Genomic DNA, 15,267 nt, shown 5'->3' on the forward strand with positions numbered 1-15,267 from the left:
CCCGTTCCTGAATGAACCTTCAAGAACGGGGGATTCGCCGTTTTCCGCTTTCCGCTCGCGGATTAATGAGTCCGTCTGCGCGTCAAGTGAATAAAGGTGATGGCGAGAGCCAGCACAAGCACGGTCCCTTTGATAATATCAAAGGCGTAATAAGGCAGATTGAGCATCGTCAGCCCGTTCAACAGAACGCCGATCAGTACGGCGCCGAAGAACGTGCCGATGACGTTCGGCTTGCCTGCGCCGAAGACGGAGAAGCCGACGAATACCGCGGCTACCGATTCCATCAGGATCGGCGCTCCGGCGTCAATCTGGCCGGAGCCGACCCGCGCGGCGAAGAGAATGCCGCCGATAGCGGCGAACACGCCAGAAAGCACGTACGCCAGCGTGCGAACCCGGCTGACGGAAATACCGGAGAGGCGGGCGGCTTCCTTGTTGCCGCCGGTAACATACAGCTGGCGGCCCCAACGGGTGTAGGTCAAGAAGATGTGGACGACGATGACCGCCACGATCATCAGCAGCACGGGCACCGGGAGGCCGAACAGCTTGCCTTGTCCGATCCACAGGAACGACTCCAGAAATTTGCCGGGAGCCTTCGTGCCATCCTGCATTTGCATGTTATTGTAAATGGAAAATCCTTTGGTGTACGTCTTGTGAACCCCGCCGATAATATACATGACGGCCAATGTGGCAAGCAGATCGGGAATTCTCACCTTAACGATAAGGAGCGAGTTCAATAATCCGATGACCGCCCCGATCAGCAGAGGCACGGTCAGCACGACGATAAGCGGAAGCTGGTACCAAACCATCATGGTGGCGACGACGACTGTAGTAAGAGAGACGGTAGAGCCTACCGACAAGTCGAAGCCGTCGACAATTTGCGAAAAGGTCACTCCAATGGCAACGAACGTAACGATCGAGATGGAGCGCAGAATGTCCGTCATGTTGTCATAGGACAGGAAGTTTTCGTTGACGATAGAAAATACGATGATGACCGCCGCGATAATAATTAGCGCTCCGTACTTGTATGAATAGTCGAGCAGTTTCTCTTTCACTTAAACCACAGCCTCCCCTGCGCTAGCGTAATACAATATTTGCTCCTGCGTAGCTTCCTCCCGCCGCAGCTCCTTGACGATTTGCCCATAGCTCATGACAAGGATCCGGTCGGCGATGCCCAATATTTCTGAGATCTCGCAGGATAAATAAATGATGCCTTTGCCTTCCTGGGCAAGCCGCCCGATCAGGCGGAAGATGTCGCTCTTCGCTCCGACGTCGACGCCCTTGGTAGGCTCATCGAACAAATACACCTGAGCTTCGGTCGGAAGCCATTTGCCTACGGCGACTTTCTGCTGGTTGCCGCCGCTTAAATATTTGACCGTTTGTTCCATATTCGGAGGCTGAATGCCGAGCTGGCCGATCATATCCTTCGCGTTCGCGTTTTCCTTCGACCGCTGCACGAAGCCGAAGGTGCTGAACAGCTTAAGGAGCGGAAGCGACAAATTGTGCTTTACCGTTTGCTCGACCAAAATGCCCTGCTTGCGTCGCTCTTCCGGAATCAGCGCGATGCCCTCGCGTACCGCATCCGTAGGGCTGCCGAGCTTGAGCCGCTTGCCTCGCATGGTGAGCTCGCCTCGATCCAGCGGATCGGCTCCGAACAAGACGCGGGACAGCTCGGTTTTGCCTGCGCCGACCAGGCCGACGACGCCGACGATCTCGCCGCGGTGAACGGTCAGATCGACCCCGCGCACTTTGGTCGAGAACGTAACGCCCTTAGCCTCCAGCAGAGGCTCGCCGATCGGCACCGTCACCTTCGGGAACTCTTCCTCGAACGTTCGGCCGAGCATTTGCTCGATCACGGCCTGCGTGTTCGTCTCAGCGGCCGCTTGAGTCGAGATGCGCTTGCCGTCTCGCATGACGGTGATCCGGTCACAAATGCGGAACACTTCGTTCAGACGATGCGAGATGAAGATGCAGCCTACGCCCTCGGCCTTGAGCCGTTCCATGATTTTGAACAGCTGATCCGCTTCTTCATTGCTGAGAGGAGCCGTCGGCTCATCGAAAATAATAAATTTGGCGCTCTGTGCGAGAGCGCGGGCGATAAGCACGAGCTGCTTTTGCGAAATGCTCAGCTCCGCGACCTGACGCCGAACATCGATAGCCAGGCCGATGTCGTTAATGATTTTCTCGGCTTCCTTGTTCATCCGGCTCCAGTTGATCAGGCCCCGGCCTCGCTGCGTGAATCGGTCGAGCATAATGTTCTCTGCAACGGTGAGGTTCGCTACAAGCGCCGTATCGACTTCCTGATACACACATTGAATGCCGCCATGCATGGCATCGAGCGGTTTGGCGATATGGAGAGGCTCCCCGTCGATGCTGATTTGTCCTTCATCGGGAATATAGGCTCCGGAGAGCACCTTGATCAACGTGCTTTTGCCTGCGCCGTTAGCACCGAGCAGCGCATGAATTTCCCCGCCGCGAACTTCGAAATCCACCTGCTGCAGTGCCTTGACGCCGGGAAACGACTTCGATATCCGGCTCATTTGTAGTAGGGCAGTGGCGTTAGACATCGGGCATCACACTCCTTATTTCAATGGAAAATCCCATCGGTCATCACCGATGGGACGTAGAGCTATTATTTCTTCTCGGCTTGCTTCAGCCAGTCGGTATAGCCTTGCTGGCTGTTGCCCCAGCCCTTGACGTGCTCGCTCAGCTGAGCTGTAGAAATTTGCGTAGTAGGCAATTGATCGCGGGATACAAATACCGGGTCGAGAACGACTTTATCCGGCGTTTGATCGCCTTTGATTTTTTGGTAAGCGTAACGTACTTGAATGCGTCCGATATCTTTAGGATCTACGGCTGCGGAAGCAACCCAAGGATTTTTCGGATCTTGTATCATCTGCAGGTCTTCATCGCTCATGTCGATACCGTAAATTTTGATCTCGGTACGTCCCGCTTGCTGAATCGCGCGGGCAGCGCCTTTGGCGAATTCGTCCCAAGCAGCCCAAACCGCTGTAATATCGCCCTTGTTAGGATATTTCTTCAGGATCGCTTCCATTTGGGATTGCGTATCCAATGCAGTGTTCTGGGAAGCAGCGCCGAAAGCGGCGATTTCTTTAATATCTTTATTTTTATCGAGGAAATCTTTATAAGCTACTTGTCTGCGTTCCATCGGAGCGAATCCGGCTACCCAGATTTTCACGATGTTGCCTTTGCCGCCGATGTCTTTGCTAAGCTTGTCCAGCGTCATTTCAGCCATCTTCTGGTCGCCTTGCTCAAGCACCGTTACGCCGGCTGTCTTGATGTCCGCATCGAATGCAACGACCGGAATTTTTCTCTCCAGCGCTTTCTTAATGCCGGCATCCAGCGCTTCCGCCGTACCATGGTCGATCAGAATCGCATCGAACTTTTGGTTGATGGCTGCGTCCAGGTTGGAGGACATTTTGGCCAAGTCGCCGTCAGCCGTAAATACAGTCACTTTACCGCCGAGCTTCTCGGTTTGTTCCTTCACGCCCTCTATGTATTGCGCGGAAAAAGTACCGAGGTTAATTTGCATGATCAGGGCGATCTTTTTGTTCGCGAAAGCTCCGCCTGCACCTGCATTGTCAGCCGGTGCCGCGCCGTTCTGAGGCGTAGCTTCCGGTTTCGCTCCGCATGCCGCCAGGCCGATCGCAAGAATCAGCACGAACATGAGAGCTATGCTCTGTTTCCATCGTTTCATTCTAGTTCTTCCTCCCCCAAAATATTAAAAAATATAATTCCAATGCGTTTACTTGGTAATTGTATTTTATCACTACATTTTGCAAACGGTCAATAATATTTTACATAATGATTCGATTCCGTTCGACAAAACATGACAATTCTGAGAACGCATCAAGATTATATTTTATCATAGGCCGCGCGGATTGGGAATAACTAAACCATGCTCTCCATGGGGATGCCGCCGGTGTCGACAATTCTGGAAAATATGCCCTGAAAAAGGAAAAAGAATTTATGGAAATCGACGAAATTTAGTGACAAATGTGTGACATAGGAATTAGAATAAAGCTAGGCATTTATGCTCCGAAGAGCATTTTTGCATGACCAAATGACTATATCTTCCGGTGAGAAAACCTTTATCGAGGCCCTTTCAAAGATGAGCGACCGCGTTCAATTGTAAGTTGCAGGAAATCCTATCCGCGTGACAGGTAACAACCCGTTTATTGCTTATGCCTTAGGCTCCAAGGGGAGGGACCCGACGATGTTCTGGAAAGCATTCCGATTTCGACGCCGCAGCGTGGTACTTACCTGGCTGCTTTCATATTTGGCTGTTCTGCTGCTTCCTGTTGTTATCAGCATTATTGTTTACAATTCGTCGAGCCATACTTTGGAAAGCGAAATTCATCAGGCTAACGACGCTCAGCTGAAGCAAATCCGGGAAATGATGGATAACCAGTTCCAGTCTATGGAACGGCTGAGCTTTGAAATGATGTGGAACGTGAAAATACAGGATCTTCTGTACTCGAATAAGTACCGTTTTCCGAACGACCACCGGTATGACCTGTTTCAGGTTACGCAGGATTTGAAGCTGTACAAATCGTCCTATCCTTTTTTGGATAGCTTCTATATTTATTACGCGTCCGAAGATATGCTGCTTCTGCCCGGCGTGACGTGGAGCTCTACGCTTGGCTACCAGCAAATGCATCAAGGAGGCGGCGTTACCTACGAGCAGTGGAACCGGTTGATGAAGCAGATCGATTATAAAGGGTATGTCGCCATGCCTTGGCTCGGTGAAGACGGGATCTTAAAGAAAGCGGTTGCATTCGTGAAAAGCTATTCAACCGGCCCGGGCCAGGAGCCGCTTGGCACGAATGTCATCCTGCTGGACCAGTCGCGAATCCTGAAACCGATCTCCAACATGCAATTCTATAAGGAGGGGCAAGTCCTCATTCTGAATAAGAACAATGAGGTGCTTGTCTCGAGCACGGAGGGCGCATTGGCTCCTGAGTTTCCATATGACCGGCTCGAGGGCAATTCGGGACTGTTTTATTTTACGAAGGACGGGCAGAAGATGGAGGGGCTCTATATTCATTCGGCCCTCTCCGAGCTGAAGTACGTCTCCGTTATCCCAAGCAGGCTATATTGGAAAAAGGCCGAGCAGGTGCGCAATTTGACGTACATGAGCATTCTGATCAGCCTGGCGGGCGGCATCGTCCTGACGTATTTCTTTTTGCGCAAAAACTATGTGCCGGTACGCCAGCTGATGCAGGCTGTCGCCGGCAATAACCATAACGGCGGAGCTGTCGGCGAGGGCGGCAACGAATTCCATTTCATCGAGCAGTCCATTCATAAAACGTTGCGCGAGATGGATAAATATACGGCACAGATGAAGCAGCAGCGCCATGTGCTGAGGTCTCATTTCATCGGCCGGCTGTTGAAAGGGAAGCTGGATACGTCGGTGCCGCTCGACGAGGCGCTGACGGCATATCATATGCAGCCGCTGTCCGATGATTATGCGGTGATGCTGCTGTACTTGAAGGAACGCGGAGCATTCTTCGAGAGCATTCAGGGAATGGACATCGGAGACAAAGACATGCTGCTGCAGTTCATTGTTACGAACGTGGTAGAGGAGCTGGCCAATCAGAAGCACCGCGGGTATGCCGTGGAAATCGACGAGACGTTCGCCTGCCTCATTAACTTTCGTGCCGGGGACGGCGAGTCGCGCGAGGAGGAATTGCTCCGAATCGCGCGGGAGGCGCAGCAATTTTTGCTGCAAAGGTATCAAATCCATCTCACGCTGTCTATCAGCAGTGTACATTCATCGATGTCCGGCGTTTCGGAGGCCTATTCCGAAGCGCTCGTGGCTATGGAATATAAGCTCGTGATGGGGACCGACGAGATTCTCGCGTATCCTACGATCCGCAAGGAATCCGAAGCCGACGGGCCCGTAGGCTATTATTACCCTCTGGCCGTCGAGCAGCAATGGATGAACGCGATGAAGATCGGCGACTTGGACCGGGCCAAGGAGCTGCTGGACGATATTATCGCCCGCAACTTTAACGGCCATCCACCGCTTTCGATCCCGCTGGCCAAGTGCCTCCTGTTCAATCTGGCGAGCACGATGGTCAAGACGACGAATGAAATCGGAGACGGGCAGGGGCCGTTTTTGCGGAACCACCCGAAATCGATTGAACAGCTGCTGAGCTGCGAGTCCGTGAAGGAAATGCAGGGGATGCTGACGGAAATGCTCGAGAAGGTATGCAGTTACACCTCGGACAAACGGCAGCAAAATATTCAACAGGCGCGGCAGGAAACGCTCAAAGGGCTTGTTGCGGAAGTGACGGCCTATATCGAGGAGCATTACCATGATGCGAATTTGAACATCTCCATGATTGGAGAGCATATGGATATGAAGGCGACTTACGTTTCGAAGCTGTTCAAGGATCAGACCGGAGGCGGTCTGCTGGAGTTTATCAACAAAGTGAGGATTGAAAAGGCGAAATCGATGATCGTCGAGCAAAAGAAAAGCGTAACCGACGTCGCGGCGCTGGTCGGCTTTAACGATCCGAACGCGTTTATCCGTACGTTCAAGAAATATGAAGGCATTACGCCAGGCAAATATAAAGAAGCTATCCAAGCTTAAGCGGCAGCTTCTCAAGATTACAAGTTTATAGCGCTTCCTGTTCTGCTGCGGCAGGCCGGGGGCGCTTATTCGGCTTCCGGGACGAGCCGGCGCAGCTGCTTGTCGAAGCGATAGGCTCGCTGACATGAACTCGAATTAGCCGGGAAATGGGCTCATTTTTGGATAAGTATCGACATATTTTTACCATAATATAGGAGGGATTGGCTGTTTTGCCGATGGTTTTGGAGTTTTTGCATAGTCTGAAATTGCATATTGACGATGGAATGTGAAAAATTGCCGATATCATTTTGTAAGCGTTGTCATTATGATAAAGCTATGAGTCACCACTCATTAAACGAAGGATGCGGGAGGTCACGAGCGATGAAAAAAAGAAGCAAAATCATCCCTATCGTAACGATCACCACCATGATGAGCAGCTTGGCAATAGCTTGTTCCAATCAACCGGCAGCACCCGCCGACAGCGGCAAAGGTAACACCAGCACCCCGGCCGCGGCAACGACTTATCCTATGAAAACCGACAAGACGCTCACTTATTGGGCGGAATTGACCGGAAATGCGGTGGGTATTAAATCTTCATTAGGAGAGATGCCGTTTTTCCAGGAATGGCAAAAGAAAACCGGCGTACCGCTGAAATTTACTTCACCGGTTGCCAATCAGGCGAAGGAAGGCCTGAACGTGCTGCTCGCATCGGGCGAGCTTCCCGACATGATCGAATACAACTGGCTGAACTTCCCGGGCGGACCGGAGAAAGCGATCAAGGACGGCTATATTCTGAAGCTGAACGATCTTATTGATAAGCACGCTCCTAACTTGAAAAAGTACCTCAAGGAGCATCCGGAAGTCGACAAGATGGTCAAGACGGACGAAGGCAACTATTTCGCGTTCCCGTTCATCCGCGGCGACGAGTATTTGAAAGTGTTCCAAGGACCGATTGTTCGTAAAGACTGGCTCGACGAGCTAGGGCTGCCTGTTCCTACAACGATCGATGAATGGTATACCGTGCTGAAAGCATTCAAGGAAAAGAAAGGTGCCGCCGCTCCGCTGTCGTTCTTCAGCGTGCCGCGTCCATTGGAGCAGGTTTATAACGGCGCGTTCATCGGAGCTTACGGCGTGAACCGTCTGTTCTATCAAGAAAACGGCCAAATCAAATTCGGCCCAGCAGAGCCGCAATATAAAGAGTTCCTTGCTACATTCCGCAAATGGTACGCCGAAGGTCTGATCGACAAAAACATCGCAACCGTAGACAGCAAAACGCTGGACGCGAATTTGGCTTCGAATGCCACAGGCGCTACCATCGGCAACACCGGCGGCGGTATCGGCAAATGGATGCCGATCTTGACGGCCAAAGATCCGAAAGCGAAGCTCGTAGCAGCTCCATATCCGGTATTGAAAAAAGGCGATACGCCACGTTTCGGTCAAAAGGACCCTGCCTTCGCACCAGGCGGCATGGTTGCCATTACGGCTAACTCCAAAAATGCCGAGCTAGCGGCCAAATTGCTCGACTACGGCTACAGCGAAGAAGGCCACATGTTCTTTAACTTCGGAACGGAAGGCGTCAGCTACAAAATGGAAAACGGCTATCCGAAATATACCGATCTGCTGATGAACAACCCGGACAAATTGGCGCCTGCCCAAGCGATGTCGCTTCATATCCGCGCCAACTACAACGGACCGTTCGTTCAGGATAAACGATACATCGAGCAATATTTGACCATGCCTGAACAGAAGGACGCCATCACGATCTGGCAAAAAACCGACGTCGACAAATACGGTCTTCCTCCGATCACAGCTACGCCTGCCGAGAGCACGGAGCTTGCGAAAATTATGACCGATGTCAACACGCTGGTCGATGAAATGACGCTCAAAATTATTCTTGGCAATGAGCCTCTGGAAAACTTCGACAAGTATATGGCGAAGCTGAAAACGCTGAATCTGGATCGCGCAATTCAAATTCAGAAAGCGGCTCTGGATCGTTATAACAAACGGTAAACGATGATTGCAGGTAAGCATCGGGGAAGCTTCGAGCTTCTCCGGTGCCCTACCCATAATTTTTACCGTCTGCGCCGATGCCGGCACCGTGCTACGTGACCTAACGGAAGGAGGGGAATGATATGGCCAAAACCATTGCTGCAGAAACGACGACGAAGACTGGCGCAGTGAATCGCGCAAGCTTTTCTTCCCGGTTTGTCAAAGATTTTTTGCTCAATAAATATTTGTATTTGATGATGGTACCCGTTATTGTCTATTACGCCATATTCCATTACGCGCCGATGTATGGTGCGATCATTGCCTTCAAGGACTATAGTCCGATGAAAGGGATTTTAGGAAGCCCCTGGGTCGGATTGGATCACTTTCGCGATTTTTTCAGCAGCTATTATTTCTGGCGCATATTGAAAAACACCTTGATTATCAGCGCCTATCAAATTTGCTTTGAATTTCCCGCTCCCATCATTTTGGCTATTTTGATTAACGAGGTTCGCAACGCAGCATTCAAGAGGATCGTTCAATCGATCACGTACATGCCGTATTTCATCTCGCTCGTTGTAATTTGCGGAATGATTAAAGATTTTACGAACAGCGGAGGCATCGTCAATCAGCTGTTTGTTTATTTCGGCGGCGACGGACAGGCGATGCTGCAAAAGCCGGAAATGTTCCGGGGCATCTACGTGATTTCGGAAATATGGCAAAAAATCGGCTGGGAGTCGATCATTTATATCGCGGCGCTCATGAGCATCGATCAGGAGCAGTACGAAGCGGCCCGAATCGATGGGGCAAGCCGCTGGAAACAAATTTTGCATATTACGCTTCCGGGAATTATGCCGACGATCGCGATCATGTTTATTCTTCGCATGGGCAACCTGCTGAATGTCGGCTTTGAAAAGATCATCTTGCTGTACAATCCGATTACGTACGATACGGCGGATGTTATCTCCTCGTTCGTATACCGCAAAGGCTTGCTCGAGTTCGGCTGGAGCTACAGCTCCGCGGTCGGTTTGTTCAACTCCGTTATTAACCTGATCCTGTTGATAACCGCGAACTATGTAAGCCGCAGAGTGAACCAAAGCAGCCTTTGGTAAAGGAGGAGAATCGCTATGAAGAGAAATACCAATATCATGGAACGTGCGTTCGATTGGGGTATTCACGGTATTTTGCTGCTGCTGGTTGTCATTACGCTGTATCCGCTGCTGCACGTGGCCTTCTCGTCCTTAAGCGATGCGAACCAGATCGTTGCTCACAGAGGGATTCTGTGGAAGCCTCTAGGCTTCAGCGTGGAAGCTTATAAGAGCGTGTTCAACAACCCGGATATTTTGAAAGGATACCGCAATACGCTGTTTATCGTCGTGTTCGGCGTAGCGGTCAATTTGCTCGTGACGGCGCTCGGAGCCTACGTGCTGTCGCGCAGAAACGTCATGTGGAATAAAGTGTTCATCTTTGTTATCGTGCTGACAATGTTTTTCAACGGCGGCTTGATCCCGATGTATTTGATCGTCAAAAATGTCGGCCTGATCGATTCCCTGTGGGCGACGATTATTCCGTTTGCCGTCAATACGTTCAACCTGATCATTATGCGTACGGCGTTCATGTCGGTGCCGGAAAGTCTGGAGGAGTCGGCCAAGATCGACGGGGCGAATCATTTCACGATTTTGTTCAAAATCATTATTCCGCTCTCCATGCCGGTCATTGCGGTTATGATCCTGTATTATGCGGTAGAGAAGTGGAACGGCTGGTTTTATGCGTCGGTGTTTCTTAAGGATCGTGAGCTATTCCCGCTGCAGCTGATACTGCGTGAAATTTTGCTGGCGAACTCGACTGACAGCATGTCCTCGGGGGCCGATGCGGCCGATAGGTTCCAAATCGGGGAGACGATCAAGTATGCAACCATCATGGTAGCCACGGTGCCGATCTTGTGCGTGTATCCGTTCGTGCAAAAATATTTTGTCAAAGGCGTCATGGTGGGTGCTTTGAAGGGCTAACGCTTGGTTTGAAAGCTCTCGATGCTCTAAATGGATCGCATAGTCTCCTTTTTGGTAAAAGAGGAGGGATGCGGTCTTTTTGCTGTGCGCAAAAAAATGCAGGCGAATTCATATCATCTGTGCAACCTTTGGAAAGCTTGCTCCGTCTAGAGGGTAACTCCGGAGTTGAAAATGGAAATGATACCAAATGGTACTTATAAAACATACGCTACGGGAAGGTGACATTGATGATGAAGAAGAAGTTTGTGACGCTTGTTTCTGCCGCAGCCTTGCTGTGCACGGTTTCGGCCGGTTCGGTTTATGCTTTCACCGATCTGGATTCTGCGGACAAGGAGCCGGTTAACGCGTTGAAGGATAGAGGAATCGTGAGCGGGATCGACAGCCAGCATTTTGCTCCCCGCGGCCAAATCAGCTTTGCCCAAAGCATCAGCATGATCGTGAAGGGGCTGGATTTGAATCTGGATTTGGTGAAATTCATCAAAAAGCCGGAGGCGTCCGACTATTTTACGAATGTTCCTAACGATGCGTGGTATGCGGAAGCCTTTATTATCGCCAAAGTGAACGGCCTCGATATTCCGAAAGACGTCAATCCTAACGCGAAGGTGACAAGGGAGCAATACGCGAATTTGCTGCTAACCGCCATGTACACGAAGGGCGATTTCCCAACCGTTAAAATGTTTATCGCTTTGGCGGACGAAGATCAAATCGATATCAAATATCAAGGTGACATTCAGCGTCTGTATTTGCACAAGATCGACAAGCTCGGTGAAGACCGCAAAGCTTACCCGAAACGAGAAATTACGCGCGGCGAAGCGGCAACCTGGCTGTATAACGCGATCAAGCTTGTAGAAGCGCAAGCGCAGAAGCCGCAGCCGCCTCAGCAGCAAAGCGACGTCAAAGTGAGCGTGGAGAAGGTCAACGAAGAGGTGAACAAGGTCGTATTGTCGCGTGAAATGCCGCATCCGGGCTACGGTCTGAAAATTACCGGCATCCAGTTCCAGGCTGACAATACGGCGGTCATTCAATACGAAGTAACTCCGCCGAATCCGGACATGATGTACCCGCAAGTCATCACCGAAGTGAAGGCTGAAACTTACGTTGCTTCCAAATATAAGCCGGTGGCGCAGCCTGTAGCCGTTACGCTGCCAGGCGTCATCGGAGGCGGAGCGTCCCCGTCGGATTCTATCGCTTCACCGGCATCGCCGGGCACGGGCGCAGTGGCTGAGTAATTTGCAGCGGCGAAGACGATTTGCTGCTTTGCAGCGCAGAAATATCTCGATAAAACACCCTCATCGGTTAGCCAAAGGCTTTAGAGCCTGTCGGATTGCCGAGTAGGGTGTTTTTCTTTGCCGCGCTCGTTTGGGATCGGCTTGCATGTGGTAAAATAAGCCTATGAAATGATTTCATAATGATTCGTCGAAGGGAGCTGCTTCTTATGGATAAAAAGGTTGTCGAGCTGGACGGGCTGCGTCTGGCTTATCAGGAAAAAGGCAAGGGACAAGCCGTTGTGCTGCTGCACGGCTTTTGCGGGAGCTCGGCTTACTGGAACGAGCTGCTGCCGCTGCTGCCGGAGACGAGCCGCTTCATCACCCCCGATCTGCGGGGGCATGGCGATTCGGGTGCGCCGGAGGGAACTTACACGATGGAGGCCATCGCCGACGATATCGCGCAGCTCATCGAGCGGCTGGAGCTGGGCCGTACGATCGTGCTCGGACACTCGCTCGGCGGCTATGCCGCACTGGCGCTGGCGGAGCGCCGTCCGGAGCTGCTGGCCGGCTTCGGCTTGATCCATTCCACCGCTTATCCTGACAGCGAGGAGGGCAAGCAGGGACGTCTGAAGAGCATTCAGACGATCAAGGAAAAGGGGCTGCCGACGTTCATCGACGGCCTGATCCCGAAGCTGTTCGCGCCCGCTCACGTGCAGTCGATGCCTGAAGCGGTCCAGGAGGCCATCCGCATCGGTAATGGCACAAGCCCCGAGGGTGCGGTCAACACCCTCGAAGGGATGCGGACCCGACCGGACCGCCGAGCGGTGCTGGAGCAGGCGCAAGTTCCCGTGCTGCTGCTCGCGGGCGAGCACGATCAAATCATTCCGGTCGAGCGCACGTTTACCGCTAGCGGCGACCGGATCATCCAGCGCACGGTGGCCGGCGCAGGCCACATGAGCATGATGGAGTCGCCGAGTGAGCTGGCGACTGCGGTAGTGAGCTTCGCAGCGGCCGTGAAATAGCGGCCGCAGAGAGCCCGTCCCATACCCCCGAGTTTGAGGGGGAGGGGACGGGCTTGTTTTTGCCCGCGCGCCGGCTGCGCGGGCGATTGGGCCAGCACGGAGCGGCGCAGCCCGTGCTGTGGATCTTGCGCGCCGGGCATTGGCCGCCGGCGCGCGGCTTTGCCGCGCTGTAAGTCGGATTTTCCGACTAACAGCGCCAGGAACTGCTCCGGCTTATGCTGTAAGCCGGAAAAACTGCGTTACGGCCTCGGAATGCGGCGCGTAAGCAGGATTTGCCACGCTGTAAGGAGGTTTTTCCGCGTTACAGGGCAAGGTTCAGCCCAGCGGTGAGTCTGTAAGCCGGAAAAACCGCGTTACGGCCTCGGTAGGCGGCGCGTAAGCAGGATTTGCCACGCTGTAAGGAGGTTTTTCCGCGTTACAGGGCAAAGCTCAGCCCAGCGGTGAGTCTGTAAGCCGGAAAAACCGCGTTACGGCCTCGGAGCGCGCAATCTGAACGATGGTGAAAAAAACCTGTCAGAGAGAAACAAGCTTTCCTTACGCTGTTTGCTGCATAGAGAACTATGTTCTAACGAGCACGCCAAGCCATGATAGCGCTGAAAAGCAATATCTGTCGATAGAGCCACAGCGATTCAAGCAACCTTCTGATTTTCCTTCCGTTGGCTGCAAACCCAAGATGCCGCCAACGAGAGCTGCACGACAAAATTCCATCGACAAATAAGAGCAAGAGCATTGCCGGGGAGAGGAATCGGTGTTACGATACAAAAAACTAACGTAGTTCAACAATCATAAGAAGGTGCTCGAAATGGTGTCGGGAAAGATAAGTCTTCAGCCGAATCAACGTTTTTTGCTGCGAAGTGTGTCCATTATTGTACTCGGTCTTTTCATCAATCAGCTGCTGCAAACGGTCGGGAGCATTATTTTGGCGCGCGTGCTGAATGACCCCGCTTTATTCGGAGAAGTGAATTTGCTGCTGCAAATTTTCGGCATGGTGACGTTATTTCTTAATGTAGGGTTCAATTCCGCCTTGGTGTACGGTTTTTCGACCAACCGGGAGGAAGCGGTGCAAAGCAAGTTCCGCACGGCATTGCTCGGAAGTCTGGTGTTCGGGATTGTCGTCAGCGCAGTACTGGCCGTATTGGCTCCGCTGCTGTCGCATACGTATCAGCTGCCGTCACTGCAAGGGGCCTTGATCATAAGCTCACTTATGCTGGTGTTCAACTCGGTTATTAATATCGGGGTGGCGTCGTTTTCCGGCAATCGGGAATTCGGGACGCAGGCGACGTTTATGGTTATTACGACTGTTTTTTCCACGCTGGGCATGGTGCTCGGGGTGCTGTGGCCGATCGCCGGAGATCTGCTGTGGGGCGTCTCGTTTTGGATGGGGGTAGGCTCCCTGCTTACGGCTATTTTCATTTGCTGGAAGGCGGAAAAGGTACACCGTCCACGATGGATGGGAGAAATCCGGCTGACGCAGATGAGAGAAATGATGCGGTACGGCGTGCCTGGCTGGGCGGGCAATATAGCCAAAGCTTTCCAGCAGCCGTTTCTCGTAATGATCATAGGGGCAAGCTCGGTGGTTGCTGTCGGCCATTTGGCCAATGCCTTTCGTATTACCGGGTTTATCGGGATTGTCACCTGGGCGTTTATGATCGTTACGTTCCCCTTTGTGGCGGAAAGCTCGAAGGATTGGGAAGAAAGCCGCCGGCGCGGAACGCTGTGCGTCCGGTACAACAATCTGATTTTGTACCCGCTGACCCTTGCGATCTGTATGTATCCTAACGAAATCAACGGATTTTTGTTCGGCGAAGGCTATACGACCGGCGATTCCGCCACCTACATCCGACTGCTGGCGCTCGGTGTCTTTTTTTCGTCCGTCGGACGGCTCGGGGGGAATATATTGGCCGGGCTCGGCAAAACGAAGGCTAATTTCTGGGTCATGATCGTGGCGGGCATTTTCGTTATTGCCGTTGCGCCGTTCATTAACTCCAGCAACTCTGTGCTGGCCGTATGGATGTACACGGGCGGCTGGGCGGTTTCTGCGCTGTCGATGTTCTGGTTTTTTTATCTCGAAGGGTTCAAGCTCAACTGGTGGAAGGCGTACGGGGAGCCGGTTCTTCCGACTCTGGCCATGGCTGTTTGTATGGTGGCAGGCCGCTTGACAGGGCAGCTAAACAGCTGGTTCGTTCTATTGGGACTTGCCTGCGTGGTAGTACTGACGTTGTATATTGAATCCACCCGGTTCGATCATTCGCGACTTCGCTGGCTGCAAGGCAAGCAGGCGAAGACACGGCATGAACACCATTGATCGGGCAGGGGATCGAACAGAGCGGTTATCCATGTCGGGGCAGATCATCGTCATGCAGCATTGCCCCGGAAATAATCGAACGGCACGGATACAGCCCAAAACCGGCGTGAGCCGATGGAATATGAGTGAAGCATATCAGCTA

At 52.4% G+C, this 15,267-nt stretch carries 10 protein-coding genes; 7 read left to right on the forward strand and 3 right to left on the reverse strand.

The annotated features are described in order from the left end of the window. Positions 1 to 62: 62 nt before the first annotated feature. The 3 genes from ACFQ88_RS22030 to ACFQ88_RS22040 all read right to left on the reverse strand — a co-directional run bounded on the left by ACFQ88_RS22030 (position 63) and on the right by ACFQ88_RS22040 (position 3,715). Entirely contained in the window at positions 63 to 1,052 is a 990-nt protein-coding gene (locus ACFQ88_RS22030) for an ABC transporter permease (RefSeq protein ID WP_239632293.1), read from the reverse strand. Further along, a complete protein-coding gene (locus ACFQ88_RS22035; RefSeq protein WP_379456720.1) occupies positions 1,053 to 2,564 on the reverse strand; it encodes a sugar ABC transporter ATP-binding protein in 1,512 nt (503 codons plus the stop codon). A 65-nt stretch (positions 2,565 to 2,629) separates the two neighbouring features. Further along, on the reverse strand, positions 2,630 to 3,715 hold the full coding sequence (locus ACFQ88_RS22040; protein WP_239632297.1) for a sugar ABC transporter substrate-binding protein: 1,086 nt from the start codon (positions 3,713 to 3,715) through the stop codon (positions 2,630 to 2,632). A 519-nt stretch (positions 3,716 to 4,234) separates the two neighbouring features. On the opposite strand from ACFQ88_RS22040, the gene ACFQ88_RS22045 reads away from it, so the two are divergent. From ACFQ88_RS22045 to ACFQ88_RS22075, 7 genes are all read left to right on the forward strand, one after another. Further along, positions 4,235 to 6,616, forward strand: a complete 2,382-nt coding sequence (locus ACFQ88_RS22045) for an AraC family transcriptional regulator (protein WP_379456748.1) — start codon at positions 4,235 to 4,237, stop codon at positions 6,614 to 6,616. Between the two features lie 360 nt (positions 6,617 to 6,976). Beyond that, positions 6,977 to 8,605 carry a type 2 periplasmic-binding domain-containing protein gene (locus tag ACFQ88_RS22050; protein ID WP_379456750.1) on the forward strand — a complete coding sequence of 543 codons (1,629 nt, stop codon included), beginning with the start codon at positions 6,977 to 6,979 and terminating at the stop codon, positions 8,603 to 8,605. A gap of 122 nt (positions 8,606 to 8,727) precedes the next feature. Continuing rightward, positions 8,728 to 9,693: an ABC transporter permease gene (locus ACFQ88_RS22055; RefSeq protein WP_239632304.1), complete on the forward strand. Its 966-nt coding sequence runs from the start codon at positions 8,728 to 8,730 to the stop codon at positions 9,691 to 9,693. A gap of 15 nt (positions 9,694 to 9,708) precedes the next feature. After that, on the forward strand, positions 9,709 to 10,590 hold the full coding sequence (locus ACFQ88_RS22060; protein ID WP_379456752.1) for a carbohydrate ABC transporter permease: 882 nt from the start codon (positions 9,709 to 9,711) through the stop codon (positions 10,588 to 10,590). A 230-nt stretch (positions 10,591 to 10,820) separates the two neighbouring features. Continuing rightward, positions 10,821 to 11,819: an S-layer homology domain-containing protein gene (locus ACFQ88_RS22065; protein WP_379456754.1), complete on the forward strand. Its 999-nt coding sequence runs from the start codon at positions 10,821 to 10,823 to the stop codon at positions 11,817 to 11,819. Positions 11,820 to 12,025: 206 nt separating this feature from the next. Continuing rightward, a complete protein-coding gene (locus ACFQ88_RS22070) occupies positions 12,026 to 12,820 on the forward strand; it encodes an alpha/beta fold hydrolase (protein WP_239632310.1) in 795 nt (264 codons plus the stop codon). A gap of 802 nt (positions 12,821 to 13,622) precedes the next feature. After that, positions 13,623 to 15,125, forward strand: coding sequence for an oligosaccharide flippase family protein (locus ACFQ88_RS22075; RefSeq protein WP_379456756.1), 1,503 nt, complete (start codon positions 13,623 to 13,625; stop codon positions 15,123 to 15,125). Positions 15,126 to 15,267 lie beyond the last annotated feature (142 nt).

The organism is Paenibacillus sp. NPDC056579 (genome assembly GCF_042793215.1).
In the GTDB taxonomy this organism is placed as follows: Bacteria; Bacillota; Bacilli; order Paenibacillales; family NBRC-103111; genus Paenibacillus_S.

Coding starts and splice junctions, on each gene's coding strand:
- ACFQ88_RS22035 (WP_379456720.1), bottom strand. CDS start 2,564: ATGTCTAACGCCACTGCCCTACTACAAATGAGCCGGATATCGAAGTCG.
- ACFQ88_RS22040 (WP_239632297.1), bottom strand. CDS start 3,715: ATGAAACGATGGAAACAGAGCATAGCTCTCATGTTCGTGCTGATTCTT.
- ACFQ88_RS22045 (WP_379456748.1), top strand. CDS start 4,235: ATGTTCTGGAAAGCATTCCGATTTCGACGCCGCAGCGTGGTACTTACC.
- ACFQ88_RS22050 (WP_379456750.1), top strand. CDS start 6,977: ATGAAAAAAAGAAGCAAAATCATCCCTATCGTAACGATCACCACCATG.
- ACFQ88_RS22055 (WP_239632304.1), top strand. CDS start 8,728: ATGGCCAAAACCATTGCTGCAGAAACGACGACGAAGACTGGCGCAGTG.
- ACFQ88_RS22060 (WP_379456752.1), top strand. CDS start 9,709: ATGAAGAGAAATACCAATATCATGGAACGTGCGTTCGATTGGGGTATT.
- ACFQ88_RS22065 (WP_379456754.1), top strand. CDS start 10,821: ATGAAGAAGAAGTTTGTGACGCTTGTTTCTGCCGCAGCCTTGCTGTGC.
- ACFQ88_RS22070 (WP_239632310.1), top strand. CDS start 12,026: ATGGATAAAAAGGTTGTCGAGCTGGACGGGCTGCGTCTGGCTTATCAG.
- ACFQ88_RS22075 (WP_379456756.1), top strand. CDS start 13,623: ATGGTGTCGGGAAAGATAAGTCTTCAGCCGAATCAACGTTTTTTGCTG.